Here is a 26,516-nt window from a genome sequence, read left to right on the forward strand (position 1 = left end):
CCCCATTGCGCAGGTGCCCCATGAGCGACCAGCACTCTACTGAAGCCACTCACGAATACGCTGACTCCGAACACGTCGAACACACCTCCTCCGGTACCGGCCTGGCCCTGCCCGGCCAGAACCTGCCGGACAAGGTCTACATCATCCCCATCCACAATCGCCCCTTCTTCCCGGCCCAGGTGCTGCCGGTCATCGTCAACGAAGAACCGTGGGCCGAGACCCTGGAGCTGGTGGCCAAGTCCGAACATCATTCCCTGGCGCTGTTTTTCATGGACACGCCCCAGGAAGACCCGCGTCATTTCGACACCTCGAAGCTGCCGCTGTACGGCACGCTGGTGAAGGTGCACCACGCCAGCCGGGAAGCCGGCAAATTGCAGTTTGTCGCCCAGGGCCTGACCCGCGTGCGCATCCGCACCTGGCTCAAGCACCATCGCCCACCGTATCTGGTGGAGGTCGAATACCCGCACCAGCCGAGCGAGCCGACCGACGAGGTCAAGGCCTACGGCATGGCGCTGATCAATGCGATCAAGGAACTGCTGCCGCTCAATCCGCTGTACAGCGAAGAGCTGAAGAACTACCTCAACCGCTTCAGCCCCAACGACCCTTCGCCACTCACCGACTTTGCCGCCGCACTCACCTCCGCCACCGGCAATGAGCTGCAGGAAGTGCTCGACTGCGTGCCCATGCTCAAGCGCATGGAGAAAGTGCTGCCAATGCTGCGCAAGGAGGTCGAAGTGGCGCGGTTGCAGAAAGAGATTTCCGCCGAGGTCAACAACAAGATCGGTGAACATCAGCGCCAGTTTTTCCTCAAGGAACAGCTCAAGGTCATCCAGCAGGAACTGGGGCTGACCAAGGACGACCGCAGCGCCGATCTCGAGCAGTTCGAGCAGCGGCTGGAAGGCAAAGTGCTGTCGGCCCAGGCGCAAAAGCGTATCGAAGAGGAGATGAACAAACTCTCGATCCTGGAAACCGGCTCGCCGGAATACGCCGTCACCCGCAATTACCTGGATTGGGCGACGTCGGTGCCGTGGGGCGTGTATGGCCAGGACAAACTCGATCTCAAGCATGCGCGCAAGGTGCTCGACCAGCACCACGCCGGCCTGGACGACATCAAGGACCGCATCCTCGAATTCCTCGCCGTCGGTGCCTATAAAGGCGAGATCAGTGGTTCCATCGTGCTGCTGGTGGGCCCGCCGGGCGTGGGCAAGACCAGTGTCGGCAAGTCCATCGCCGAGTCCCTGGGCCGACCGTTCTACCGCTTCAGTGTCGGCGGCATGCGCGATGAAGCCGAGATCAAGGGCCACCGGCGCACCTACATCGGTGCCCAGCCGGGCAAGCTGGTGCAGGCGCTCAAGGATGTCGAAGTGATGAACCCGGTGATCATGCTCGACGAAATCGACAAGATGGGCCAGAGCTACCAGGGCGATCCGGCCTCGGCCTTGCTCGAGACCCTCGATCCGGAACAGAACGTCGAATTCCTCGACCACTATCTGGACATGCGCCTGGACCTGTCGAAAGTGCTCTTCGTGTGCACCGCCAACACCCTGGACTCGATTCCCGGGCCGCTGCTGGACCGGATGGAAGTGATCCGCCTGTCGGGCTACATCACCGAAGAAAAAGTCGCCATCGCCAAGCGCCACCTGTGGCCCAAGCAACTGGCCAAGGCCGGCGTGTCCAAGGGCAGCCTGAGCATCAACGACAGCGCCCTCAAGGCCTTGATCGACGGTTACGCCCGTGAGGCCGGGGTGCGCCAGCTGGAGAAACAGCTGGGCAAACTGGTGCGCAAGGCGGTGATGAAGCTGATCGAAGAGCCAAAAGCGGTGATCAAGCTCGGGCCGAAGGATCTTGAGGCGTCCCTGGGCAAGCCGGTGTTCCGCAACGAACAGGTACTGTCTGGCGTCGGGGTGATCACCGGCCTGGCCTGGACCAGCATGGGCGGCGCGACCTTGCCGATCGAAGCGACGCGCATCCACACCCTCAATCGCGGCTTCAAGCTGACCGGGCAACTGGGGGAGGTGATGAAGGAGTCGGCGGAAATCGCCCACAGCTACGTCAGTTCGCACCTGAAGCAATTTGGCGGCGATCCGAAGTTCTTCGACGAGGCCTTCGTTCACCTGCATGTGCCGGAAGGCGCCACGCCCAAGGACGGCCCGAGCGCCGGCGTCACCATGGCCAGCGCCTTGCTGTCCCTGGCTCGCAACCAGCCGCCGAAAAAAGGCGTGGCCATGACCGGCGAACTGACCCTCACCGGGCATGTCCTGCCCATTGGTGGCGTGCGTGAGAAAGTCATCGCGGCGCGCCGGCAGAAGATCAACGAACTGATCCTGCCGGAAGCCAACCGGGGCAACTTCGAAGAACTGCCGGACTACCTCAAGGAAGGTGTGACGGTGCACTTTGCCAAGCGGTTTGCGGATGTGGCGAAGGTGTTGTTCTGAGGGTTATGTAGCGCCTGCGTTACCGCCTTCGCGAGCAAGCCCGCTCCCACAGTGGAATTTTTGTCGTTCACAAAACTTGTGATCCACACCAATACCTAATGTGGGAGCGGGCTTGCTCGCGAAGGCGGCATCAGCAACGACACATGCCCAGCTGACACACCCAGTAGCATCTTCGGTTATGCTCGCCGTTCGTCGTAAACGCCGGAGCCGTTACCCTTATGTCCCTCACTCGCCTGCTCGTCCCCCTCAGCCTCGTGCTGCTGAGCGCCTGCGCCACGCAAACCAGCCACAACGTGACCGTGGAAAAACTGAGCCAGTGCCCGGTCAGGCTCAACAACGGACAGAACCTGATCCTGAGCCTGCCCAGCAACCCCAGCACCGGTTATCGCTGGGCGATCCAGGATTCAGCGGGAGGCGTGTTGAAAGGTTTGGGGCCGGAGGTCTATCGCAACCCGGAAGACGCCGGCATCGTTGGCGCCGCCGGTGTCTCGACCTGGCGCTTCCAGGCGTTCAACGCCGGTACCGGGCGCTTGCGCCTGACTTATCAACAGCCTTGGGCGCCGGAAGTGCCGCCGGTGGAAACCTTTGACTGCGCCATTGCGGTGAACTGACCGTGGGTTGGCTGATCCTCGCACTGATGGGTGCGGCCACCTACCTGTACGGCCTGGCCATGCATGCCACGTTGCTGTGCCTGCTGGTCAAGCCCATGCCGGTACTGGCCCTGCTCGGCTGGCTGCACGATGCGCCGCCGGGCGACTATCGACGCTGGATCAGCCTCGGGCTGATTTTTTCCCTGGTGGGCGATGTGCTGCTGGCCTGGCCGGGGGATCTGTTCGTGTTCGGCCTCGGCGCGTTTCTGCTGGCGCACCTGGCCTACCTGAAAGCCTACCTCAGCGACTGTCGCCGTCCGGCACTGCGGCCGTTGGCCCTGGCCTTGGGCATCGGCGTGGTGCTGTTGGGGATCCTGGTGTCGAGCGGTCTCGGGCCGTTACTGGTGCCGGTGGTGGTTTATGGTTTGGCCATCAGCGCCATGCTCTGGCGAGCGTTGGCAAGATTGGGCACCGATGTACCCAAGCGTTCGGCCTGGCTAGCCGCCGCCGGGGCCCTGGCCTTTGTGTTTTCCGACAGCCTGATCGGCATCAACCGGTTCGTGCAGCCCTTCCATGCCGCGCCTTACCTGATCATCATCAGTTACTGGCTGGGCCAATGGGGCATTACCGCGTCGGCGTTCCCGCAAAAGCAGCACTGAACAAAGATTAATGTGGTAGCAGAGCTCTGTGGGAGCAAGGCTTGCTCCCACACAGCCCTGCTCCCCCAGGCCTTACCCCCACAAAGCTCGCTCCCACAGGTTTTTTGGTTAAAATGCCGGCCTTTTCACCACCCATGCCGCTGGAACCGCCGTGAGCAAAGACCCCGACCGTCTATTCGCCCAACCCCTGGCCCAAGTGCCGGACTTCGCCTTCAACGAGGACGTGGTGCGGGTGTTCCCGGACATGATCAAGCGTTCCGTGCCGGGTTACCCGACCATCGTCGAAAACCTCGGCGTGCTCGCCGCGCAATTCGCCCAGCCCAATAGCGTGCTCTACGACCTTGGCTCGTCCCTGGGCGCCGTGACCCAGGCCCTGCGCCGTCATGTGCGCACCGACGGTTGCCGGGTGATCGCGGTGGATAACTCGGCGGCGATGGTCGAACGCTGCCGTGAATACCTCAACGGCCAGGACTCGATGTTCCAAGAGCTGCTGCCGGTGGAAGTGATCGAAGGCGACATCCTCGCCCTGGCGTTCCAGCCGGCCTCGGTGGTGGCGCTGAATTTCACCCTGCAATTCATCGCGCCGGACCAACGCACAGCACTGTTGAGCCGCATTCGCCAGTCCCTGCTGCCAGGCGGCGCCCTGATCCTCTCGGAAAAGCTACGCTTCAACGACGCCGAGGAACACGCCCTGCTCACCGACCTGCACGTGGCGTTCAAGCGCGCCAACGGCTACAGCGAGCTGGAAATTGCCCAGAAACGCAGCGCCATCGAAAACGTCATGAAGCCCGACAGCCTCGAAGAACACCGCGAGCGCCTCTTGGCGGCCGGGTTCTCGAAAGTCGTGCCGTGGTTCCAGTGTCTTAACTTCGCCTCGTTGATTGCCCTGCCATGATCGATCTGTCCCCCCTCGCCCGCCATCTGGCCGGCACACCCCTGGCCGATTGGGCCGCGACGCTGCAGACGCAACTCGACAGCAAGATGGAAAAGGGCCACGGCGACCTGGAGCGCTGGCAAAGCGCCCTCGATGCGCTGCCGGTCTTGCAACCCACCACCGTCGACCTGCTGAACGGCCTGACGCTCGACGCTGATTGCTCCGACGAAACCCGTGGGCAAATGCGTACCGCGCTGATGGGCCTGTCACCCTGGCGCAAAGGGCCGTTCGACCTGTTCGGCGTGCACGTGGACACCGAATGGCGCTCGGACTGGAAGTGGTCGCGGGTGGCGCCGCACTTGGATCTCAAGGGCAAGCGCATCCTCGATGTGGGCTGCGGCAATGGCTACTACATGTGGCGCATGCTCGGCGCCGGGGCCGACACGGTGATCGGCGTCGACCCCAACTGGCTGTTCTTCTGCCAGTTCCAGGCGGTGCAGCGCTACCTGTCGCAGCCCAACGCCTGGCACCTGCCGTTCCCCTTCGAGGCCCTGCCAGCGGAACTGGAAGGCTTCGACACGGTTTTTTCCATGGGCGTGTTCTACCACCGCCGCTCGCCGATCGAACACTTGCTGGCCTTGAAGGATTGCCTGGTCAAGGGCGGTGAACTGGTGCTGGAAACCTTGGTGATCGAAGGCGACGAACATCAGGTGCTGGTGCCCGAAGACCGCTATGCGCAGATGCGCAACGTGTGGTTCCTGCCGTCGGTCCCGGCCCTGGAACGCTGGCTGCGCCGCGCCGGGTTCAGCGATGTGCGTTGCGTGGACGTGAGCCTGACGACCGTGGAAGAACAGCGCAGCACCGAGTGGATGAAATATCAGTCCCTGAGCGACTTCCTCGACCCCGCCGACCACAGCAAGACCATCGAAGGGCTGCCAGCGCCGATGCGGGCGGTGATTGTGGCGCGTAAATAAATCGCCCGGAGCCCCTGTGGGAGAACAGCCTGCTCACTTAAGGGCTGCCAATCATTGTGGCGAGGGAGCTTGCTCCCGCTCGGCTGCGCAGCAGTCGTAAAAGCTGCCAACCGATTTTTCCTGATGCACTGTGTTGAATGGTTTGGGGCTGCTGCGCAGCCCAGCGGGAGCAAGCTCCCTCGCCACAAGGGTATGTGTTCAACCTTGCGATTTGGCTCTTCGGGCCTTGAAGAACTCACTCAGCACCGTACTGCACTCCTCAGCCAACACCCCGCCCTCGAACAGCACCCGATGGTTCAGGAAGCCCTGGCTGAAGAACTGCCCCTGGCTCTGCACGATGCCGGCCTTGGGCTCCAAGGCGCCATAGACGACCCGGGCGATGCGTGAATGGACGATCAAGCCGGCGCACATGCTGCACGGTTCCAGCGTCACGTACAGCGTGCTGCCGGGCAGACGATAGTTGCTCATGGCCTGGGCGGCGGCGCGGATCGCGACCATTTCGGCGTGGGCGCTGGGGTCGTGACCACTGATCGGGCAGTTGAAGCCGCGCCCAATGATTTCACCGTCCTGCACCAGTACTGCGCCCACCGGCACCTCGCCCAGGGCGGCGCCTTGTGCGGCAAGGGCCAGGGCTTCGCGCATGAAGTCCTGGTCACGGCTGCGGTCGATGATCTTGGCGGGGCGAATCTGGCGCATCACGCCACCTCGATGGCGGCCATCAGGCCGGTTTCCATGTGGTCGATCACATGGCAGTGGAACATCCACACGCCTGGATTATCCGCCACCAGCGCCACCTGCGCCCGCTCGTTCTTGCCCAGCAAGTAGGTGTCAGTGAAATACGGCACGACCTTGTGCCGGTTCGACGCAATTACCTTGAAGCTCATGCCGTGCAAATGGATCGGATGCTGGTACTGGGTCATGTTCTTCAATTCGAAAATGTAGCTCTGGCCTTTCTTCAGCGTGGCGATCGGTCGGTCGGCGCAGGTCTTGTCGGTGATGTCCCAAGCCTTGCCGTTGATTTGCCACAGACTTGGCGGCTTGCCGTTGTCGACATTCACCGACACCGAGCCGACCCATTCGAAATTGAAGTTGAGTTTCTCGGCATTGGCCAGGTCTGGCTCGGCCACCGGGTTGGGCGGCAATGCTGGCGGCCATGGCGCCGGCGCGTCATTGTTGGACACCGAACGCAGCGTCCCCAGGCGCACCGGGCCGTTGCGCAGCGATAACGCCTCGCCAGCCGGCGGTGCCTTGATCGCCAGGCAAATGCGCATGCCTGGCCCCAGCCAGTATTCCTTGCCCAACGGGCGCGGTTCGATGGGGTTGCCATCCAGCGCATAGATCTGCGCTTCAACACCGGGAATGTTGATGCGGTAAGTCAGGGTGTTATCAAGGTTGAGCAAACGCACCCGGGTGATCTGCCCGGCCGGCAGGTCAATCACCGCTTGCGGCACGCCGTTGATAGTCGACAGCCGCCCGGCCGTGCCGCCACGGGCCGCCTCGCGGGGAATGCTGAACGCGACGAACTCGCCCTGCTCATCCACATGCCAGCTCTTGAGGCTCAGGGTCTGCTCGTATTTGAAACCGGTGGGCTCGCGCTCTTCGATGATCAACGGCCCCACCAGCCCACGCCCGAGTTCTTCGCTGCTGTTGACGTGGGGGTGATACCAATAGCTGCCGGCGTCCGGCACACGGAATTTGTAATCGAAGTACTCGCCCGGCAGCACCGGCAGTTGCGAGACATAGGGCACGCCGTCCATCTCCAGCGGCAAACGAATCCCGTGCCAATGGATGGTGGTGGCGACCGGCAGATGGTTGATGAAACGAACCCGCAACCATTCGCCCTGGCGCACCCGCAGCTCGGTACCCGGCGCCGAGGGGCCAAACGCCCAGGCCTGGGTCTTGTGCCCGGCCACCAGTTCCACATCCAAGGGCGCGGCGATCAATTCATAGTCGTGACCGGCCTCGGCATCCGTCCTTTTGCCCAACCAGTACCGTGACGCGCCGCCTGCACCCACACCAACGACAACAAGACCGGCCAGGCCACCGAGTATTTGGCGACGGGTAAAGGACATGAACGCAACCACCTATTGAATCCGCGCGAACCGTTGGGCCCGCAAAAGGCGAATACGATACACCCGCAGATGAGAAACGGTAAGGAAACCAAGATGAAAAAAACGTGTGGTGATCATTTCCCGACAAAAGAATGAATCGAGCGGTCCGCGCTTCGCCCCCCAGCGGGAGCAAGCTCCCTCGCCACGGTTTTGCGGTGGTGGGAGCGGTGAGGCGAACCTTCAAAATTCCAATACCCGCAAAACAACGAACGCCCCCCACGCCGAACCGCTCTTGTGGCGAGGGAGCTTGCTCCCGCTGGGCTGCGCAGCAGCCCCCCCGAACGGTCAGCCCTGCAAGCCGGTGATCAGATGCACCACCCCGTTGTCCAGCGTCATCACCCCCGTCACACCGGCGACGCTCAGCCCGGCCCGATCGATCCGCGCCATATCCCGCAGCTCCACCCGCAACCGCGTCAACGCGACGGGCTGATGAGACTTGAGGTTTTCCGCGCCGCCCAACGCAGCAATGAGGGCCGGCGCCAGCCCATCGAGCGTTCCCGGCCGCTTGGGTTCTTCCGGTACCAGGTCCGGTGTCAGTGCTTTCCAGAAGGCCTGTTGTAGTTTGTCGAACATGTTCAATGCTCCATGGCCAGGGTGGCCGGGTTGGCCGTGGATGAGTGAGTACGCAGGAGGTCACGCACCTGCTCCGCGCTGTCCTGGCCCAAGGCCTCTTGGGCCAGCGTTCGGCACTCGCTCAGGTTCCATTCACGCACGCAGGCCTTGATCGCCGGAATCAGCGGCACACTGACTGACAACTCGTCCACGCCCAACCCCAACAACAGCGGCACCGCCAGGGGTTCCGAGGCCAGCGCGCCACACACTCCGACCCATTTGCCATGGGCGCGAGCGGCCTCGACCGTACGGGCGATCAGGCGCAACACCGAGGGATGCAGGCTGTCGGCCTGGCTGGCCAAACGTGGATGGTCACGGTCCATGGCCAGGGTGTATTGGGTCAGGTCGTTGGTGCCGATGGAAAAGAAATCCACTTCAGGGGCAAACAGGTCAGCCATCAGCGCCGCCGCCGGCACTTCGATCATGATGCCCAGCTTCGGCGCCTGCGTGAGTCCCAACTGACGGACCTCCTCATCCAGCATTTGCCGCGCCAGGCGCAGCTCCGCCAGGTGCGTGACCATGGGCAGCATGATGTGCAGCCGTGCCAGCCCCGAACAGGCGAGGATTGCCCGGAATTGTTCGCGCAATAACTGGGGTCGCTCCAGGCACAGGCGAATGCCGCGCATGCCCAGGAATGGATTGGCCTCATGCGCCATCGGCACGTAAGCAAGCGGCTTGTCCCCACCCACGTCGAGGGTGCGAACCACCAGGTTGCGCTCAGGTCCGAGAACCCGGGCGACGGCGCTGTACAGGGTCGCTTGCTCGTCGTGGCCAGGTGGGTGGGCGCGATCCAGGTAGAGCAGTTCGGAGCGCAACAGTCCCACACCTTCGCCTCCAAGGGCCATGGCCTGCTCCACGTCTCGCAGCGACCCGACATTGGCACTGACCTCGACTCGATGGCCGTCCAGGGTACGAGCCGCCAGGGCCGACTGCTCCAGGTCTCGCTGATGTCGCTGGCGCTGCCGCTCAGCCGCGACCTGGCGTTGCTCGATCAAGGCCTGATCCGGGTTCACGTGCAGTTCACCGCTATCAGCGTCCAGCAGTACCCGAGTGCCGTTCTCCAAGGCCAATACGTCTTGCGCCACGCCACACAACGAGGGCAGGCCCAGCGCACGAGTCAGGATCGCGACATGGCTGGTGGCGCCGCCACCCACGGTGACAAACCCGGCGATGCGCGAGGTGTCGAGGCTGGCGGTCTGGGAGGGCGTCAGTTGCTCGGCCACCAGAATCGCCTGTTCGGGCAGGTTCCAGGCGTTGTCCTGCACGCCCAGGATCAATTTGAGTACCCGCTGCCCGACATCGGCCAGGTCCGTTGCGCGCTCGGCCAGCAAAGCGCTGCCCAATTGCAGGAACAGCGCGGCGCTTGCCTCGGTGGCGGTTTTCCAGGCAAATGCCGCGCTCTTGCCCGCAGCGATCAAGGCTTGGGCCTGCTCCAGCAAGGTAGGGTCTTCGAGCAATTCTTGATGGGCACGAAAAATCTGCGCCTGGACGCTGCCTGCCGCCTCGCCCTGTAACGCTTTCAAGGCTTGCGTCGCCTGCTCCAGTGCTTGATCCAGGGCCGCCTGCTCGGCCTCGATGCCGACGCCCGCCGCCTCGATGTCCAACACCTGGGAAGCGATCTGGACCACTTCACCAAACGCCGAGCCGGGCGATGCGCAGACACCCCGCAGCCGGCCGGGCATCGACGGTTCGACGGCGGTGATCGGCTCCAGTGCTAGCGGCGCTTGCACTGTTTCGCCGCACCCTGACAGCAGCATTTGTTCCAGCGCTTCGATGGCCTGCCCGGCCTGGGCACCGGCGGCGCTGATCTGCACACAGTCGCCCTTGGCCGTCTGCAACGCCATGATCGCCACCAGGGATTTGGCGTTGGCGCTGGCTTGCTGCTTATGCAGTTGGATATGGGCGTCGAAGCCCTTGGCCGCCTGGGCGAACACCGCGGCGGGACGGGCGTGCAGGCCACTTTCATTGGGCACGACCAGCCGCCGGGAAAACAGCACCGTGCCCGGCTGCGCCTCGTCGGCCGCTCCCTGCTCATCTGAGCGCACCTGCAACAGCGGCGCGCCGCTCTCGATGCCAGTGGCCTCGTCCACGAGCAGGCTGAAGGGTTCGCCACTGACCACCAGCATCAGCGTCAACAGACTGCGCGCGTGCAAGGCGATGTAGTCGGCATCGAAATCGATCAGCGGCTGACCGGCCTCGACCCGTTGCCCCATGGTCACCCGCGAGGTGAACCCCTTGCCCGCCAGGTTGACCGTGTCCAGGCCGATATGCATCAGCACCTGGACACCATTGTCAGCGGTGATACTCACCGCATGGGCGCTGTCCTGGAGCGTGCCGACGACACCGGACAGCGGCGCGCAAAGGGTTTGCGAGGTCGGATCGATACAAATGCCATCCCCCACCACACGGCTGGAGAAAACCGGATCCGGCACGCTGTCCAAAGGCATCAAGACCCCGGACAGCGGTGCGAGCAATTGCAAGGATTGCGTTGTGTTCATGACTTCACCTGCTGCTGTCTGTTCTTTTTCGCATTGCGGGCACGCCGATCAGCGACCCGCGCCTGCACGGGTCATTTCCACCAATATTCGACCTGCAGGCCCACGTTGGAACCATGCCGCGCCCCACCAAACGCACCGGTGTCGGACAGCGCCGAGCCGGCCGCCAACTCATTGGCTGCACGCTGGGCCGCCGCGTTCCAACTGGCGTAGGTGTAATAGAGCCGTATTTCCGGGCGCGCCCAGAATTCCGGGCCCTTGGGCGACCAGGTGGGGGCAAAGGTGAATTTGCTCAGCTTGCGTGTTCCATCGTTGGCCTGCACCTGGTCGTGGCCCAGTTCGGCCACCAGCTTGAACTGATCGGTGATGGCGTACGCCGGGCGAACCCCCAGTGACAGCCAGTCCTGGTCGGCACCATCGGGGCGGATGTCCTTCTGGTACACCGCCTGCACCTGCCCGCCGAAACGCGGCGTGACCTGCCAATCGAAAAACTCCACCAGACGATAGCTCTTGTTGCTGTCGTCCAGCCCGGTGTCGCCGGTATAACCCAGCCCGGTGCCGGGGCCCTCGCCGTATTGCAAGGCCAGTTTATTCTTGCCACCCAGGAAGTCCTGTTGCACATGCTGGACGGTCAGGGCCCAACCGCGGTGGGCGTCACGACGGTTCGCCCGGTCGATGAAGCTCAGGCCAAATTCCAGCTCGCCGCCGGGGTTGGTCCTGAAACCGGCGACGTTGAAGTCATGCCGGTTGACCGGGTCTTTCTGGTAGAGGTTGTCCTTGCGCGAGAAGGCGTAGCTGTATTTCAACCCGCCGATCAGCACGTCCTCGATCCCGCCACCGGTGGCGCTCTGGTTCCAGTAGTAGAAATCCGAAATATGGATGTCGTTGCGTTTGTAATACCGCCGGCCGGCCCACAACGACCCGCCGTTCAGGCTGGGCATATTCGACCATTGGGCATACATCTGCGGCATGCGCGCCGCGCCGTTTTCACCCTGGAAGGTCGGCGTGCGGTCGTAGCGGTTGTACAGCGACGCCATGCCGTCCACGCTCAACACCGAGCCATCGTCGAGGGTGAACAGATCCTGGCGCAGCTCCAATTCCCCGTACTGCTCGCACTCGTTGCCCAACCGATATTTGGTCTGCGCCCCAGGCAAACGGAAACAGGATTGGGAACGGCCATTGGTCGCGCTGCCGACGCCACTGCGCAAATAACCGGAAAACTCCAGCGCCTGAACCGGGAACGGCAGCGCCAGGCAGATACAGGACGCGGCCAGGCCACGGTTTATTATTGTTTTCATACGCCTCTCCATTGTTTCTTATTGTTGTTTGCTCCATGACTTCCCCCCTTGTTTGCCGTTTGGCCGGCGACAAAGGGCCCACGATGCGTCTGGCGCAACGTGTTCGCTGTCAGGCATTGCCTGGGTCAAGGGAAGTTTTTTATTCAGTCGCTCAGGTGCAGCACGAACGACTCGTAGGGCCGCAGGCGCAGCCGTCGGTATCGGTGTTCACCCGCTTCGTAGTTGCCAATCACCCAGCGTTGTTTCGTCTCTTGGGTGAGGATCCCTTCGGGCAGCTCCACCTCGCAGTCGCCGCCATAAAAATGGCTGACCACCAGCAGGCGCTCACCCTGCCCTTCGCGCAGGTACGCCCACACGTGTGGATGCTCAGGCAACAGCAGGCGATAGACGCCGTCCTGGATCAAGGCTTCGCTGCGACGCAGGGCGATCAGCTCGCGGTAGTAATGCAGCACCGAGGTCGCGTCTTTTTGTTGTTGCTCGACGTTGATGAACGCGGCGTTGGCAGGCACGCCAATCCAGGGTTCGACCCGACTGAACCCCGCGTTCGGCCCTGCGCTCCATTGCATTGGCGTGCGCCCGTTGTCACGGGACTTCTGCATGATTGGCGCCATGGCCTCGGCTTCGGGGACTCCGGCGTTGCGCTTGAGGCGATAGATATTCAGGGTTTCCACATCGCGGTATTGCTCGATGTGATCGAAACCCGGATTGGTCATGCCCAGCTCCTCGCCCTGGTACACGAATGGCGTGCCCTGGAGAAAATGCAACGCCGTGGCGAGCATCTTCGCCGAAGGCACGCGGTACTCACCGTCGTCACCGAACCGCGACACCACTCGCGGCTGGTCATGGTTACACCAGAACAGCGCATTCCAGCCGTCACCGGCCTGCATGCCGACCTGCCAGTCGGACAGGATGCGTTTGAGTTCGAGAAAATCGAAGTCGGCCCGCACCCACTTTTGCAGGTTCGGGTAGTCCACCTTCAGGTGATGGAAATTGAAGGTCATCGACAGTTCGCGGGAAGTCGGGCACGAATAACGAACACAGTGCTCGAGGCTGGTGGACGACATCTCGCCAACGTTGATCAGGTCGAAACCCTCGAAGACTTCCCGGTGCATTTCCTGCAAGTAGCGATGCACATTGGGACCGTCGGTATAGAAACGCCGGCCGTCGGTGTGGTCGTCTGGAAAGTCGGCCGGCTTGGAAATCAGGTTGATCACATCGAGACGAAAGCCCCCCACGCCCTTGTCCCGCCAGAAACGCATCATCTTGAACACTTCGGCGCGGACCTGGGGGTTGTCCCAGTTCAAGTCGGCCTGGGTATGGTCGAACAGGTGCAGGTAATACTGTCCGGTCTGCGCTTCGTATTCCCAGGCCGAGCCACCGAACTTGGACTCCCAGGTGTTCGGCTGGTCCCGCCAGATATAAAAATCGCGGTACGGGTTGTCGAGGCTGCTGCGGGCGGCCTGGAACCAGGGGTGCTCGATGGAGGTGTGATTGACCACGATGTCGAGCATCAGCTTGATACCGCGCTTGCGCGCCTCGGTGATCAACAATTCGCAATCGGCCATGGTGCCGTAGCTGGGGTCGATGGCGTAGTAGTCGCTGATGTCGTAGCCATTGTCCCGTTGCGGCGAACGCAGGAACGGCGTCAGCCACAGGTAGTCCACACCCAGCCAGTGCAAGTAGTCGAGCTTGTCCACCACCCCCAGCAAATCACCGGTGGCCTGGCCGCCATGGCTGTAGAAACTCTTGGGATATATCTGGTAGATCACCGAGCGTTGCCAGTCTTGCATGTGCAATTCCTTCAGTCTGTTTGGTACTAGCCTTGCGGGCCTCATCGCGGGCAAGCCCGCCCACAGGGTCAGGCCACCCGATACCCCGGCCGGACGATCTTCATGCTCAACGCACAGGTCAGGGCAAAGGGCACGCTCATGGCGATGACCATGCCGACCACGAACATCGGTATGTAGTCAGGCACGATGGAAATGAATCCCGGCAGGCCTCCGACGCCAATCGCCGAGGCCTTGATCTTGTTCAGTGACAGGAAAATGCAACCCAGGGCCGAGCCGGTAAGGGCGCAATAGAAGGGGAATTTGTAGCGCAGGTTGACCCCGAACATTGCCGGTTCGGTGATGCCGAAATAAGCGGAAATCGCCGAGGTGGACGCCATGCTCTTGTCCCGCGCATTGCGGGTCATGTAGAACACCGCCAGCGCCGCGCTGCCCTGGGCCAGGTTGGACATGACGATCATTGGCCAAATGAAGGTGCCGCCCTGGGTCGAGATCAACTGCAGGTCCACCGCCAGGAACATGTGGTGCATGCCGGTCACCACCAGCGGCGCATAGAGCAGGCCGAAAATCGCCCCGCCAATCACCGGTGCCAGGTCGAACAGCGCCACCATGCCTTCGGTGATCAGGATGCCCAGGTGGCGGGTGACCGGACCGATGATGGCGAGGGCCAGCACCCCGGTGATCACGATGGTGGTGATGGGGATTACCAGCAGTTGGATGGCGTTGGGCACCCTGGCCCGCAACCATCGCTCGATCACGCTCATGACATAGGCCGCCAGCAGGATCGGCAGGATCTGCCCCTGGTAGCCGACTTTCTCGATCCGGAACCAGCCGAAGATATCGAAATACGGCAGGCTCTGGCCGTCCAATCCCGCCACGGCCTTGCCGTAGTTCCAGGCGTTGAGCAGGTCCGGGTGAACGAGCATCAGGCCCAGCACGATGCCAAGGATCTCGCTGCCGCCGAAACGCTTGGCCGCCGACCAGCCCACCAAGGCCGGGAGAAAGACGAAGGAGGTGTTGGCCATGAGATTGATCAGGCTCCAGACGCCGTCCAGGTTCGGATAGGCATCGAGCAACGTCTGCCCGGCAATGAACATGCCCTTGGCGCCCAGCAGGTTGTTGACGCCCATCAGCAGGCCGGCAATCACCAGGGCGGGCAGGATGGGCATGAACACATCGGAGAGCACCCGCACCAGGCGCTGCATACCGTTGCCTTTCTGCGCGCCCTGGCGCTTGACGTCGGCGATGGTCGCGGCGGCCAGGCCCGTCAGCTCGCGCAGGGCCGCGTAGACCTTTTCCACCTCGCCGGGGCCAATGACCACCTGGAACAGGCCACCGGTGAAAAAGGAGCCCTTGACCAGGTCGATCTGGTTCAGCGTGGCGCTGTCCACCCGGGTCGCGTCCTTGAGGGACAGGCGCAGGCGCGTCACGCAATGGGCCGCCTGCTCGATATTGTCGACGCCACCCAAGCTTTGCAGCAGCTCGCTGGCGATTTTGGAGTAATCGTGGCTCATGCTTTTTTCTTCCGCGTCATTCTTGTTATTGAGAGTCGACAGCACGTGGAAGGGAAAGTACTCGTCTGTACGAGTTAAATCAACAACTCGTACAGACGAGTTTTGTTTTTGTTTATGATAGGTCCTCGAAAAACCGGGAAACGTCCTACGCTTCTGTCGTCAAAGAATGACAGCCGAATGGACAAATCCCCCACTTGGCCCGTAAGGTTCCGCCCCGGTGAACAGCGCGGTACAGAGCCCTCTCCATGAGCAAATACAACCAGATCTACAACGATCTGCTGACCAGCATTACCACCGAGCGCCTGGAGCGAGGCGCCCGCCTGCCCTCCGAAACCGAACTGATGGACAGCTACCAGGCCAGCCGTGGCACGGTGCGCAAGGCCATCGAACAACTCCAGGAGCGCGGCTTCGCCCAGAAAATCCATGGCAAGGGCACCTTCGTGCTGTCCACCCAGCCCATCGAATTCCAGCTCGGCGGCATCGTCAGTTTCCAGGAGACCTACCCGCGCCTGGGCAACGATGTCAGTACCGAAGTGGTCGAGTTCAGCCAGTTACCGTTGGAAGGCGCGCTGCTCGAGCACATCAAGGCCCCCGCCGGCAGCCAGGTCACCCGCATCAAGCGGGTCCGGAGAATCGATGGCAAGCGCGTGATCCTGGACATCAACCACTTCGTCAGCGACGTAATCCCCGGCCTGACGCGCGACATCGCCGTGCAGTCGATCTACGCCTTCATCGAACAGACCCTGCAGCTGCAAATCGCCTACGCCCAGCGCACCATCGAAGCGGTCCGCTGCGGCAAGGACGACCAGCAGCACCTGGACCTCGAAGGCCAGAGCCATGTCATCGTGGTGAGTAACCAGACTTTTCTCCAGGACGGGCGGCAGTTCGAGTACACCGAATCGCGGCATACGCTGGATAAGTTTTATTTTTCGGATGTGGCGCGGCGGTGAACGCAAAAAAGGCGTGTGGATACGGGTTCACACGGATTTGATTCGTTCACAGTTCTCTAATACCTAAGCCTGAAGGACTTCAGCGGTCGACAGGTTTTCCCGGCCGATATCGATCGATCACAGCAGCACACGCTCCGCCGTCCTCCTCAAACACCCGCGAGACGGCAACAGCGATTTCGACTCATACCCTGAACTGCTGCAGCACGGGCATTCCAGAAATGATGTCGTGCACCTGATCTTGTAGGTAACGGTTATGGTTGTAAAAAAACGATTAGATAAAAAGAGCCGCGCACAAAAACGATTACTCCTGACAACCGGCTCGTCGAACAGAGGAGAGGCTGAGATGTCTGTCACCCAACCAAAGCGTCCAACTCTTCGCAAGCCATGCCAGGTAACCGTCGACCTTCTTTCGCGACGTTGACCTGCAGCGCCACCTGGGCCACATCCAACACATTCTGGGTAAGCGAATAGTTGCCCTTGGCCTGCAACCAGGTCAGCACGTCCGCCAAATGCCAGATAGAAGCACTCCCCTCGTGCACCGGCGTCGGGAAGCTGCTCGGATGAGCCAACATCAGCTTGCGCATATTCTGCCGAGACACGCCTACGATCTCCGCGACATCGGTCAGTCCGACCAAATCAGGCGCGACCTCGATCAATTTGGCCGACGGCACTGCGCGATGGACGTCGACCAGAGCGCTAAGCACCGCCTTGACCGCATCAGGCGCCTCGCGGGTGAACTCAAGCGCCAGCCGGCCCGGTTGCCCGATGCCGACCAGAGCATCGTCGCAGCCCGCTTCTCCCAGCCGCTCCACCAGTTCATCCATGGCACAGCCATCGTTAGCAAGCTGATATTTCAAGGTAAAAATATATTCCATTTTTCTACTCCTCATCATCGCCATCAGCGTCGCGCCGATTGCGATGCGCAGTGCAATTGTCCACGACGCGTCGCAATGCTCGCGCGTGGTTGCCAGGATTCTGCGGCGTGCTCCATATCGATGTGATACAGAATTCGCCACAGCGGCACTCCGCGTCTTTGTACGGGCAATAAACCCGCCCCCAAGCGTGACTGCCACTAGCGCCTATGCGCCACCCCTGCCCTTCGGCATACCTGAGCGTTTGTTCGATTTCTTTCTTCGGGTGCGTTGGACGAATCATCCGTGATCTTCAGTATTCGCATGAGTCGCCAGATTGTCAAATGACAACCTAAGCATCCCCTTAAAGCGGCGCCACTCAGCAGCGTCTTAAACGAGGAGATAGGTTGGCATTTGACAGGTCCTCGTGAAAAGGTGCGATCACTCAGGCAAAGACGGTAACATCCCACTTTGCAAACACGCACTCAACTATCAAGGATGAACACCATGATCATCACGATTGCTTTCAGCGTAAAAAATTATGTTGAGGTTATGGAAAGTTGACCAATAAAGATTGATGACGTCATATTTACTCTAGAGCGAAAAGACAATACCGTTCAAAAAGTATGTATTTCTTTCCCCAACGTAGACATCGAGAACGCACCCCAAATTGTACGACCTAAAAAAAATCGGGTATACCTCAAATAAATATGCGAGGCAATGAATTCGTAAAAATCGCTTTGAAGAAGGTATTAAACTGGCAAGCCGTCGTCATCAGCCAACAGCTATTTGATTTAGACTTCGACAGCTACGAGATGCGATTCATTGCGGAAACCCCGTTAGAGCAAAGCCAAATTCACATCAAATCATTTCGTAGTATTGAAAACGACGCAATGAATAAATGTTGTGATTTCGAGAAGATCAACTCCATTACATGTCAGCCAACTTCTGAAAGGTCTTCTTGTGAGTCCTGAGAACGAGCTTGGTTTCTGAATAAACGATCTGCTTACCCAAGTCGCCACCCAAATCCAGCTTCTTGATGGCTTTAACTTTAGGCCGCTCTACTATGGATACGCCATAGGTGTTCAGCTTGTGGCTCATGACATGAATACCCCAAACGGTTTGATCAATTTCTGCTCACACGGTAGCACACTGAGAGGCAAGATACACCGAGCCGTCGACTGCGTTGTACGCCGCTTGCTGGTTGGCATCAGTGCCACGCCAGCGCATGACTCAGCATCAGTCATTACTGACAGAAAAGCATCTGCAGCGGTAGTGCGTCAATACGTTCAATCACGTTGGCCTCAGGCAAATGTCGTAACGGCTCCGAATCACATTCGTATCAAGAACGATCATTCAAAGGTCACTGTCCGGGCGGGCGTCTTGTCGTGCGCACTCTCAAAGGCCGCGAACTCGTAATCCGTCAGGCTGGCCTTGCGGCTCATCTCGGCAGCAGCGCGCCCAGCTTGACCCAGCCTGACGGCCTCACCGTAGGCATCCAAAATGTCTCGCATCCCGGCCTTGAGATTGTGATCGTGTTGAGCTGCCTTTAAACAGGTGCGCCAGTTCCGGAGGGTGACAAATGCAAAAAGCCCGCAACTCAGCGGGCATTTTTGTTAGTCAACACAGGTCCCTTAGAGGGCGTAGGCTCACTCCCACTCAATCGTCGCCGGCGGCTTGCTCGACACGTCATACGTCACGCGAGAAATGCCTTCGATTTCATTGATGATCCGCCCGGAGACAGTTTCCAGCAGCTCGTACGGCAGGTGAGCCCAGCGCGCAGTCATGAAGTCGATGGTTTCCACGGCGCGCAGGGCGACGACCCAGGCGTAGCGACGGCCATCGCCGACCACGCCCACGGATTTCACCGGCTGGAACACCACGAACGCCTGGCTGACCTTGTGGTACCAGTCGGCCTTGCGCAGTTCCTCGATGAAGATGTGGTCGGCGCGACGCAGCAGGTCGGCGTATTCCTTCTTCACTTCACCGAGGATCCGCACGCCCAGGCCCGGGCCCGGGAATGGGTGGCGGTAGACCATGTCGTACGGCAGGCCCAGTTCCAGGCCGAGGCGACGCACTTCGTCCTTGAACAGTTCGCGCAGCGGCTCGACCAGCTTGAGGTTCATCTCTTCCGGCAGGCCACCGACGTTGTGGTGGGACTTGATCACGTGGGCCTTGCCGCTCTTGGCGCCGGCCGACTCGATCACGTCGGGGTAGATGGTGCCCTGGGCCAGGTACTTGATGTTGTCCAGCTTGCAGGATTCGGCATCGAACACGTCGATGAAGGTGCGGCCGATGATCTTGCGTTTTTTCTCCGGGTCGGACTCGCCGGCCAGGTTGTTCAGGAACTGCTCTTCGGCGTTGGCGCGGATCACCTTGACGCCCATGTTCTCGGCGAACATGGCCATCACTTGCTCACCTTCGTGCAGGCGCAGCAGGCCGTTGTCGACGAAGACGCAGGTCAGCTGGTCGCCGATGGCCTTGTGCAGCAGCGCGGCAACCACCGAGGAGTCAACGCCGCCGGACAGGCCCAGCAGCACGTTGTCGGTGCCGACCTGAGCGCGGACTTGGGCGATGGCGTCTTCAGCGATCTTCGACGGGGTCCACAGGGCTTCGCACCCGCAGATGTCGAGGATAAAGCGCGACAGGATCCGGCCGCCCTGCTTGGTGTGGGTCACTTCAGGGTGGAACTGCACGCCGTAGTAGCGGCGATCATCGTTGAACATGCCGGCAATCGGGCAGCTCGGGGTGCTGGCCAGGATGTGGAAGTCTTCCGGCATCTTGGTGACCTTGTCACCGTGGCTCATCCACACGTCCAGGCCGAACAGGCCATCGGCGTCGACGTGGTCCTCGATACCGTCCAACAGGCGGCTCTTGCCGACCACGTCGACGCGGGCGTAACCGAACTCACGCAGGTCCGAACCTTCGACCTTGCCGCCCAGCTGTTCAGCCATGGTCTGCATGCCGTAGCAGATACCGAAGACCGGCACGCCCAGGTCGAACACGGCTTGCGGGCAGCGCGGGCTGTCGGCTTCGTGCACGGACTCGGGGCCGCCGGCGAGGATGACGCCTTTCGGAGCGAATTCGCGAATCGCTTCGTCATCCATGTCGAACGGATGCAGTTCGCAGTACACGCCGATCTCACGCACGCGGCGGGCGATCAGTTGGGTGTACTGGGAACCGAAGTCGAGGATCAGGATGCGGTGAGCGTGAATGTCGAGGGCCATGACTCATTCTCATGTAGTGAATCAGAAACAACTCGGGGCTGAATGAACAGCCCCGGTGATTAACGTTTTGCTGGAAGCCTTAACCTACACGGTAGTTCGGCGCTTCCTTGGTGATCTGCACATCGTGTACATGGGACTCGGCCATGCCGGCGCCGGTGATGCGCACGAATTCCGGCTTGGTGCGCATCTCTTCGATGTCAGCGCTGCCGGTATAGCCCATGGAGGAACGCAGGCCGCCCATCAGTTGATGGATGATGGCGCTCAGGGTGCCCTTGTATGGCACGCGACCTTCGATACCTTCCGGCACCAGCTTCTCGGCACCCGCCGAGGAGTCCTGGAAGTAACGGTCGGAAGAGCCCTGGGCCTGGGACATGGCGCCCAGCGACCCCATGCCGCGATAAGCCTTGTAGCTACGGCCCTGGAACAGCTCGATCTCGCCCGGCGCTTCTTCGGTACCGGCGAACATCGAACCCATCATCACGCAGTAGGCACCGGCAACGATGGCCTTGGACAGGTCACCGGAGAAACGGATACCGCCGTCGGCGATCAACGGCACGCCAGTGCCTTCAAGGGCAGCGGCGACGTTGGCGATCGCGCTGATCTGCGGCACGCCGACACCTGCGACGATGCGGGTGGTGCAGATCGAGCCAGGGCCGATACCGACCTTGACGGCGTCGGCGCCAGCGTCGGCCAGGGCCTTGGCGGCTGCGCCGGTGGCGATGTTGCCGCCGATCACTTGCACGTCAGGGAAGTTCTGCTTGACCCAGCGAACGCGGTCGATCACGCCTTTGGAGTGACCATGGGCGGTGTCGACCACCACCACGTCAACGCCGGCATTGACCAGGGCGGCGACGCGGTCACCGGTGTCCTTGCCGGTGCCGACGGCGGCGCCGACGCGCAGGCGACCTTGGTCGTCCTTGCTCGCCAGCGGGTAGGCCTTGGCTTTTTCGATGTCGTTGACGGTCATCATGCCCTTGAGGGCGAATTTGTCATCGACGATCAGCACGCGCTCGATGCGGTGCTTGTGCAGCAACTCGCGGACGTCGTCCTTGCTGGTGCCTTCCTTGACCGTGACCAGGCGCTCTTTAGGCGTCATCACTTGGCGGACGGAAGCATCCAGGCGGTTCTCGAAACGCACGTCGCGGGAGGTGACGATGCCGACCAGGTCGCCATCGTGCAGCACCGGAACGCCGGAGATGTTGTGCATGCGGGTCAGTTCGAACAGATCCCGGACCGTGGCATCAGCCTCGATGGTGATCGGATCCTTGACCACGCCAGCCTCGAACCGCTTGACCTTGCGCACTTCGGCGGCCTGCTGTTCGATGGTCATGTTCTTGTGGATGATACCGATACCGCCTTCCTGGGCCATGGCAATGGCCAGACGGGCTTCGGTCACGGTGTCCATGGCAGCGGAAACCAGGGGGATATTCAGTTCGATGCCACGGGTGAGACGGGTTTTGAGACTGACTTCGTTAGGCAGTACTTCGGAATAACCGGGCACTAGGAGAATGTCGTCGAAGGTCAGAGCTTCTTGGCTGATACGCAGCATCGCGGGGGCTCCCGAGCGGGAAAATGGAAGCGCGCCATTATACTCATGCACCCCGTCTGGCTCAATGTAAAACTCTGTCTATTATTGGCGGGGTGATTGACGGGCTGAAACCACCGCCTTCAACCAAACACAGAGAGTGGGGAAATGGTGGCCCCTGTGGCGAGGGAGCTTGCTCCCGCTCGGTTGCGCAGCAACCGCCAAAAGCCGGGGCCGCTTCGCAGCCCAGCGGGAGCAAGCTCCCTCGCCACAGGGTTTGTATTCCATTCCACAAGGGCTGCGTGTTCCTGGCCACAGCGTTTGGGTGTCCTCGCTACAACTCCACCTTCACCCAACTCACCGGCTGATCCAGCCAATCGGCGAATTCATCGAGGAAGTCCTGCTTGAACCCCGCCTCCAGCCAGTTATTAAAGATGAACCCCAGGTTGGAAAAGCCGCACGGCTGCAGGAACAGGAAGCCATTGATGTCATCTTCATGACCGCATTCGGGGCAGGTGAAGTTGTCGGTGCGCCCTGGCATCCAATCTTCCAGGCTTTCGAACAGCGCTTCGCCAATCTCCCGGCGACACTCGGCGCAACCGGCTTCTTCAAGAAAGCCCTTGGCCGGCGTATAGATGCAGCGCTTGGTGATGATCTCCAGGCCATTGACCGGCTCGCCGAACGGCAGTGCGTCGGGATGCAGCACCACGTCGCGGGCACCGGGGGCGATGGCGTGGGCCATGCGATTGCCGGTACGCCCGCAGGTGGTCAGTTGTTCTTCGACGATGTTCTTGCGCACCAGCCAGCGCACGATTGCCCGGGCCCGAGGCTCGTGGACCGGCAGGGTGGAAATTTTCGGGACGATGATGCTTTGCGAATTCATGGCGAGGCCTGGCGGTTTCCCTGGCGGTTCTTATAAAGGGCCGGCAGCTTAATCCCTGGCTGGGCCAGGTCAAGCACTCAGGTAACGCCCGATCAAGGCGATACCGCTGGCGAGCACCAGCCAGGTGACCAGTCGCACGAACGCCTCGCGCGACAACCTCATGGTCAAGCGACGGCCCACCCACAACCCCAGCGCCATGGCCGGCAACAAACACAGCGCCAGTACCAACAAGGGTAGCTCGGCATACACCCCGGCGATGATAAACAAGCTCAAGCGCACCACGGTGCTGCAACTGATCAAGGCACTTTGCGTGGCACGGGCCGGGTCCTTGGGCAGGCGACTGTTCAGGTAGATCGCATACAAAAAGCCGCCACTGCCAAACAACGCCCCGAACATCCCGCCCACCGTGCCCATCGGAAACGCCCACAGGGAAGACAACTGCGTCAGCCGGGTCTTTATCAACAGGCTGTAGATGGCATAAGCGCAGATGAACAACCCCATCAACAACAGCAACACGTCGGACTTGAGGTTGAGCAGGAAAATCACCCCCAGGGTGCAGCCCAGCGCCATGCACGGCAGCAAGCGCAGCAGTTCCGGCCGGGAGACGTCACGACGCGAGGGCAACAGGTTGCCGAAGGCCGCGACAAAATCGAGCAAGACCAGCAGCGGGACGATTTTCGACAGGGGCATGAACAACAGCAGGATCGGCGCCGCCACCAGCGCCGTGCCAAACCCGGCGATGCCGAACACGATGTAGGCCAGGACAATGGCCGAGGCGATCACCAGCCATTCCATCGGGGCAAATGCCCACTGGCCCAACCATGGGAGAAGATTCATCCGGCACTTCCTTGATGAGGAGAGCGGGGACTTTAGCCAGATGTGTCGGGGCATATCCAGTATTTGTGGTGACTGACCTATCGCCTTCGCGAGCAAGCCCGCTCCCACAGGGAGAAATCAGCGATCTGAAGGTTGATGCTGTACCTGTGGGAGCGGGCTTGCTCGCGAAGGGGACGACTCGGTCTGGCAGAAAGCGCACAGGAGGATTTGTTTTCACTCATGGAGATTCACCAACGAATCCCCTTATCATGCCGCCCATGATTAAAGATCCCTTTGCCCGACTGGGCCTGGACCGCGAAGTCCTGACTGTCAGCCAGCTCAACGGCCGCGCGCGGGTGTTGCTCGAAGACGTGTTCAGCAACATCTGGGTCGAGGGCGAGATCTCCAACCTCGCCCGCCCCGCCTCAGGCCACGTGTATTTCACTCTCAAGGACAGCGGCGCCCAGGTGCGTTGCGCGCTGTTCCGACAGAACGCCGCACGGGTGCGCCAGGCTCTGAAAGACGGCTTGGCGGTGAAGGTGCGCGGCAAGGTTTCGCTGTTCGAGGGCCGTGGCGACTATCAACTGATCCTCGACACCGTGGAGCCGGCCGGCGATGGCGCCCTGCGCTTGGCCTTCGATGCCCTGAAGGAAAAGCTCAGCGCCGAAGGCCTGTTCAGTGCCGAGCGCAAGGTGCCGCTGCCAGCCCATCCGCAACGCATCGGCATCATCAGCTCGCCCACCGGCGCGGTGATCCGCGACATCATCAGCGTGTTCCGCCGCCGCGCGCCGCAAATTTCCCTGACCTTGATTCCCACCGCCGTGCAAGGCCGCGAAGCCACCGCGCAAATCGTCCGCGCCCTGAAACTGGCCGATGCTCGCGGTTTCGATGCGCTGATCCTGGCCCGGGGCGGCGGTTCGCTGGAAGACTTGTGGTGCTTCAATGAAGAAGCCGTGGCCCGGGCGGTGGACGCCTGCGTCACACCGATCGTGAGCGCTGTCGGCCATGAAACCGATGTGTCCATCAGTGACTTCGTCGCCGACGTCCGCGCCCCGACCCCTTCTGCCGCCGCCGAACTGCTGGCGCCGGATGCCGGCGACCTGGTGCGCCGGGTCGAAAGCCTGCATCGCCGGCTGGTGATGCGCATGCGCGACCGGCTGATGCGCGATCAACTGCGCCTCGAAGGCCTTACCCGACGCCTGCGCCATCCCGGTGAACGCCTGCGCCAGCAGGCCCAACGCCTCGACGACCTGGACATGCGCATGCGCCGGGCCTTCGAACGCAGCCTCAATACTCGCCGCGAACGACTGATCCGCCTGGAAACCCGCCTGGCCGGGCAGCATCCGGGCCGCCAACTGGCGATGTTGCGCCAGCGCCTGGACAGCCTCGCCGAACGCCTGCCCCGGGCCATGCGCGAAGGGCTCAAGACGCGACGCGTGCAATTGCACAACCAGATGCAGACGCTGCACATCGTCAGCCCCCTGGCGACCCTCGGTCGCGGCTACAGCATTTTGCTCGACGAGCGCGGCCATGCGATCCGCAGCGCCGGGCAAACCCAGACTGGCCAGCGCCTGACCGCCAAGCTCGGCGAAGGCGAACTGCTGGTGCGGGTCGAGGACAATCACCTGACGCCGGTCACCCTTTCTTTACTGGATTGATTCATGCCGCGATATCTCGCCCCCTTGTTCTTGCTATGCCTGACCGTCAACGCCCACGCCGACAGTTACATCACCCGCTTGCTGAACAAGCCGGTGCCCGGCGGTGTGGCCGTGGTGGACCTGGGCAGCGCGGCCCAGGCACCCAAAGCCACTTACCAGGGCAAACCGGTGCTGGTGGTCAAGGAACAACAGAACTGGCTGGCGATTGTCGGCATTCCGCTGACGGTCCAGCCCGGCACCCAGCAGATCAGCAGCGCCGGCACTACCCAACCGTTCGTGGTCGGCTACAAGAAGTACCCCGAGCAGCACATCACCCTGAAGAACAAGCGCCAGGTCAATCCGAACCCGGCGGATCTCAAGCGCATCGACGCCGAGCTGGCGGTGCAACTGAAGGCCTATCGCAGCTTCAGCCCGAACATCCCCAGCAACCTGTTGCTGGACAAACCGGTCAACGGTCCGCTGTCGAGCAAGTTCGGCGTGCGCCGTTTCTTCAACGGCGAAGAGCGCAACCCGCACGCCGGGCTGGACTTCGCCGTGCCCGCCGGCACGCCGATCAAGACCCCGGCCGCCGGCAAGGTGATCCTCACCGGCAATTACTTCTTCAATGGCAACACCGTATTCGTCGACCATGGCCAAGGCTTCATCAGCATGTTCTGCCACATGTCGAAGATTGACGTGAAGGTCGGCCAGCAACTGGCCCGGGGCACCGTGGTGGGCAAGGTCGGCGCCACCGGCCGGGCGACGGGGCCGCATATGCACTGGAACATCAGCTTGAATGATGCGCGGGTGGATCCGGCGATTTTTATCGGGGCGTTTCAACCCTGAGTGTTTGTGGTGAGGCTACTGGCCTCTTCGCGAGCAAGCCCGCTCCCACAGGTACAGCGTTGATTTTGAAATCACCGACATTCCCCTGTGGGAGGGGGCTTGCTCGCGAAAGCGTCAGCCGCATCGCAGTCCATCATCATGGATTGCCAAGCGAGAAACATCGACGCAATAAAATTACAATTACCTCAGCGTCACGCGATTAAATCTCGCAAACCCATCTAAAAGCAGAACTTCTCCCAATTTTCCCCGACTGCTTGCAACCCCCCGTCCACGCGGTTAGGGTTGAAGGCATGAAAACCTCTCACACCCTCATCCAGCTTCGCCAGCATCGCAGCCTGTGCCTCGTCAGCGCACGACTGCCGGGCTGAATCGCGGCACCTCGTCCCGGCTGTAGAGCCACCCCCATTCGAACCACCGGCAGGCCGCCTTTTT

General features: G+C 61.4%; 22 protein-coding genes. 8 read left to right on the forward strand and 14 right to left on the reverse strand.

Features of this window, described 5'->3' with window-relative positions; translation table 11 throughout:
- Window positions 1-20 precede the first annotated feature (20 nt).
- The 5 genes from lon to cmoB all read left to right on the forward strand — a co-directional run bounded on the left by lon (window position 21) and on the right by cmoB (window position 5,532).
- On the forward strand, window positions 21-2,435 hold the full coding sequence (gene lon / locus J3P88_RS24950; protein WP_434572174.1) for an endopeptidase La: 2,415 nt from the start codon (window positions 21-23) through the stop codon (window positions 2,433-2,435).
- 218 nt (window positions 2,436-2,653) lie between these two features.
- Window positions 2,654-3,046 carry a protease inhibitor I42 family protein gene (locus J3P88_RS24955; protein ID WP_434572176.1) on the forward strand — a complete coding sequence of 131 codons (393 nt, stop codon included), beginning with the start codon at window positions 2,654-2,656 and terminating at the stop codon, window positions 3,044-3,046.
- A 2-nt stretch (window positions 3,047-3,048) separates the two neighbouring features.
- A complete protein-coding gene (locus tag J3P88_RS24960; protein WP_434572178.1) occupies window positions 3,049-3,684 on the forward strand; it encodes a lysoplasmalogenase in 636 nt (211 codons plus the stop codon).
- 151 nt (window positions 3,685-3,835) lie between these two features.
- On the forward strand, window positions 3,836-4,579 hold the full coding sequence (gene cmoA, locus J3P88_RS24965; RefSeq protein ID WP_053118678.1) for a carboxy-S-adenosyl-L-methionine synthase CmoA: 744 nt from the start codon (window positions 3,836-3,838) through the stop codon (window positions 4,577-4,579).
- On the forward strand, window positions 4,576-5,532 hold the full coding sequence (gene cmoB, locus J3P88_RS24970) for a tRNA 5-methoxyuridine(34)/uridine 5-oxyacetic acid(34) synthase CmoB (RefSeq protein ID WP_186705432.1): 957 nt from the start codon (window positions 4,576-4,578) through the stop codon (window positions 5,530-5,532). Before cmoA ends, cmoB begins: the two co-directional genes overlap by 4 nt.
- 198 nt (window positions 5,533-5,730) lie before the next feature.
- On the opposite strand, the gene tadA is transcribed toward cmoB, so the two are convergent.
- The 7 genes from tadA to treP all read right to left on the reverse strand — a co-directional run bounded on the left by tadA (window position 5,731) and on the right by treP (window position 15,349).
- Window positions 5,731-6,228, reverse strand: a complete 498-nt coding sequence (gene tadA / locus J3P88_RS24975) for a tRNA adenosine(34) deaminase TadA (RefSeq protein WP_434572181.1) — start codon at window positions 6,226-6,228, stop codon at window positions 5,731-5,733.
- On the reverse strand, window positions 6,228-7,604 hold the full coding sequence (locus J3P88_RS24980; protein ID WP_186729992.1) for a multicopper oxidase family protein: 1,377 nt from the start codon (window positions 7,602-7,604) through the stop codon (window positions 6,228-6,230). The genes tadA and J3P88_RS24980 overlap by 1 nt, the downstream gene beginning before the upstream one ends.
- A gap of 324 nt (window positions 7,605-7,928) precedes the next feature.
- A complete protein-coding gene (locus J3P88_RS24985) occupies window positions 7,929-8,216 on the reverse strand; it encodes a PTS transporter subunit EIIB (RefSeq protein WP_053182260.1) in 288 nt (95 codons plus the stop codon).
- Window positions 8,217-8,218: 2 nt separating this feature from the next.
- Window positions 8,219-10,753, reverse strand: a complete 2,535-nt coding sequence (gene ptsP / locus J3P88_RS24990) for a phosphoenolpyruvate--protein phosphotransferase (protein ID WP_434572184.1) — start codon at window positions 10,751-10,753, stop codon at window positions 8,219-8,221.
- A gap of 71 nt (window positions 10,754-10,824) precedes the next feature.
- Window positions 10,825-12,048 carry a maltoporin gene (locus tag J3P88_RS24995; RefSeq protein ID WP_434572186.1) on the reverse strand — a complete coding sequence of 408 codons (1,224 nt, stop codon included), beginning with the start codon at window positions 12,046-12,048 and terminating at the stop codon, window positions 10,825-10,827.
- Between the two features lie 143 nt (window positions 12,049-12,191).
- Complete coding sequence (gene treC / locus J3P88_RS25000; protein ID WP_434572188.1) at window positions 12,192-13,838, reverse strand: alpha,alpha-phosphotrehalase; 1,647 nt, start codon at window positions 13,836-13,838, stop codon at window positions 12,192-12,194.
- Between the two features lie 68 nt (window positions 13,839-13,906).
- The gene (gene treP, locus J3P88_RS25005) at window positions 13,907-15,349 is read right to left on the reverse strand and encodes a PTS system trehalose-specific EIIBC component (RefSeq protein ID WP_434572190.1); all 1,443 of its coding nucleotides are present in this window, start codon (window positions 15,347-15,349) and stop codon (window positions 13,907-13,909) included.
- 245 nt (window positions 15,350-15,594) lie between these two features.
- Here treP and treR point away from each other — a divergent pair, with 245 nt between their 5' ends.
- Window positions 15,595-16,299, forward strand: coding sequence for a trehalose operon repressor (gene treR / locus J3P88_RS25010; RefSeq protein WP_186705424.1), 705 nt, complete (start codon window positions 15,595-15,597; stop codon window positions 16,297-16,299).
- A gap of 350 nt (window positions 16,300-16,649) precedes the next feature.
- On the opposite strand, the gene J3P88_RS25015 is transcribed toward treR, so the two are convergent.
- The 7 genes from J3P88_RS25015 to J3P88_RS25045 all read right to left on the reverse strand — a co-directional run bounded on the left by J3P88_RS25015 (window position 16,650) and on the right by J3P88_RS25045 (window position 23,622).
- Window positions 16,650-17,174: a helix-turn-helix transcriptional regulator gene (locus tag J3P88_RS25015; RefSeq protein ID WP_434572192.1), complete on the reverse strand. Its 525-nt coding sequence runs from the start codon at window positions 17,172-17,174 to the stop codon at window positions 16,650-16,652.
- 4 nt (window positions 17,175-17,178) lie between these two features.
- Window positions 17,179-17,454: a hypothetical protein gene (locus tag J3P88_RS25020; RefSeq protein WP_434572194.1), complete on the reverse strand. Its 276-nt coding sequence runs from the start codon at window positions 17,452-17,454 to the stop codon at window positions 17,179-17,181.
- Window positions 17,455-18,080: 626 nt separating this feature from the next.
- A complete protein-coding gene (locus J3P88_RS25025; protein WP_434572195.1) occupies window positions 18,081-18,251 on the reverse strand; it encodes an acetyltransferase in 171 nt (56 codons plus the stop codon).
- A gap of 548 nt (window positions 18,252-18,799) precedes the next feature.
- Entirely contained in the window at window positions 18,800-20,377 is a 1,578-nt protein-coding gene (gene guaA, locus J3P88_RS25030; RefSeq protein ID WP_045155136.1) for a glutamine-hydrolyzing GMP synthase, read from the reverse strand.
- A 79-nt stretch (window positions 20,378-20,456) separates the two neighbouring features.
- A complete protein-coding gene (gene guaB, locus J3P88_RS25035) occupies window positions 20,457-21,926 on the reverse strand; it encodes an IMP dehydrogenase (protein ID WP_186705413.1) in 1,470 nt (489 codons plus the stop codon).
- 310 nt (window positions 21,927-22,236) lie between these two features.
- Window positions 22,237-22,785 carry a sugar ABC transporter ATPase gene (locus J3P88_RS25040; RefSeq protein ID WP_434572197.1) on the reverse strand — a complete coding sequence of 183 codons (549 nt, stop codon included), beginning with the start codon at window positions 22,783-22,785 and terminating at the stop codon, window positions 22,237-22,239.
- A 69-nt stretch (window positions 22,786-22,854) separates the two neighbouring features.
- Window positions 22,855-23,622, reverse strand: coding sequence for a sulfite exporter TauE/SafE family protein (locus J3P88_RS25045; protein WP_434572199.1), 768 nt, complete (start codon window positions 23,620-23,622; stop codon window positions 22,855-22,857).
- A gap of 257 nt (window positions 23,623-23,879) precedes the next feature.
- On the opposite strand from J3P88_RS25045, the gene xseA reads away from it, so the two are divergent.
- Window positions 23,880-25,259, forward strand: a complete 1,380-nt coding sequence (gene xseA, locus J3P88_RS25050; protein ID WP_030139579.1) for an exodeoxyribonuclease VII large subunit — start codon at window positions 23,880-23,882, stop codon at window positions 25,257-25,259.
- A 3-nt stretch (window positions 25,260-25,262) separates the two neighbouring features.
- A complete protein-coding gene (locus tag J3P88_RS25055; protein WP_186705409.1) occupies window positions 25,263-26,084 on the forward strand; it encodes a peptidoglycan DD-metalloendopeptidase family protein in 822 nt (273 codons plus the stop codon).
- Window positions 26,085-26,516 lie beyond the last annotated feature (432 nt).

The sequence above is a fragment of the Pseudomonas sp. Z3-6 genome, assembly GCF_051131985.1.
GTDB classification, from domain to species: domain Bacteria; phylum Pseudomonadota; class Gammaproteobacteria; order Pseudomonadales; family Pseudomonadaceae; genus Aquipseudomonas; species Aquipseudomonas zanjanensis.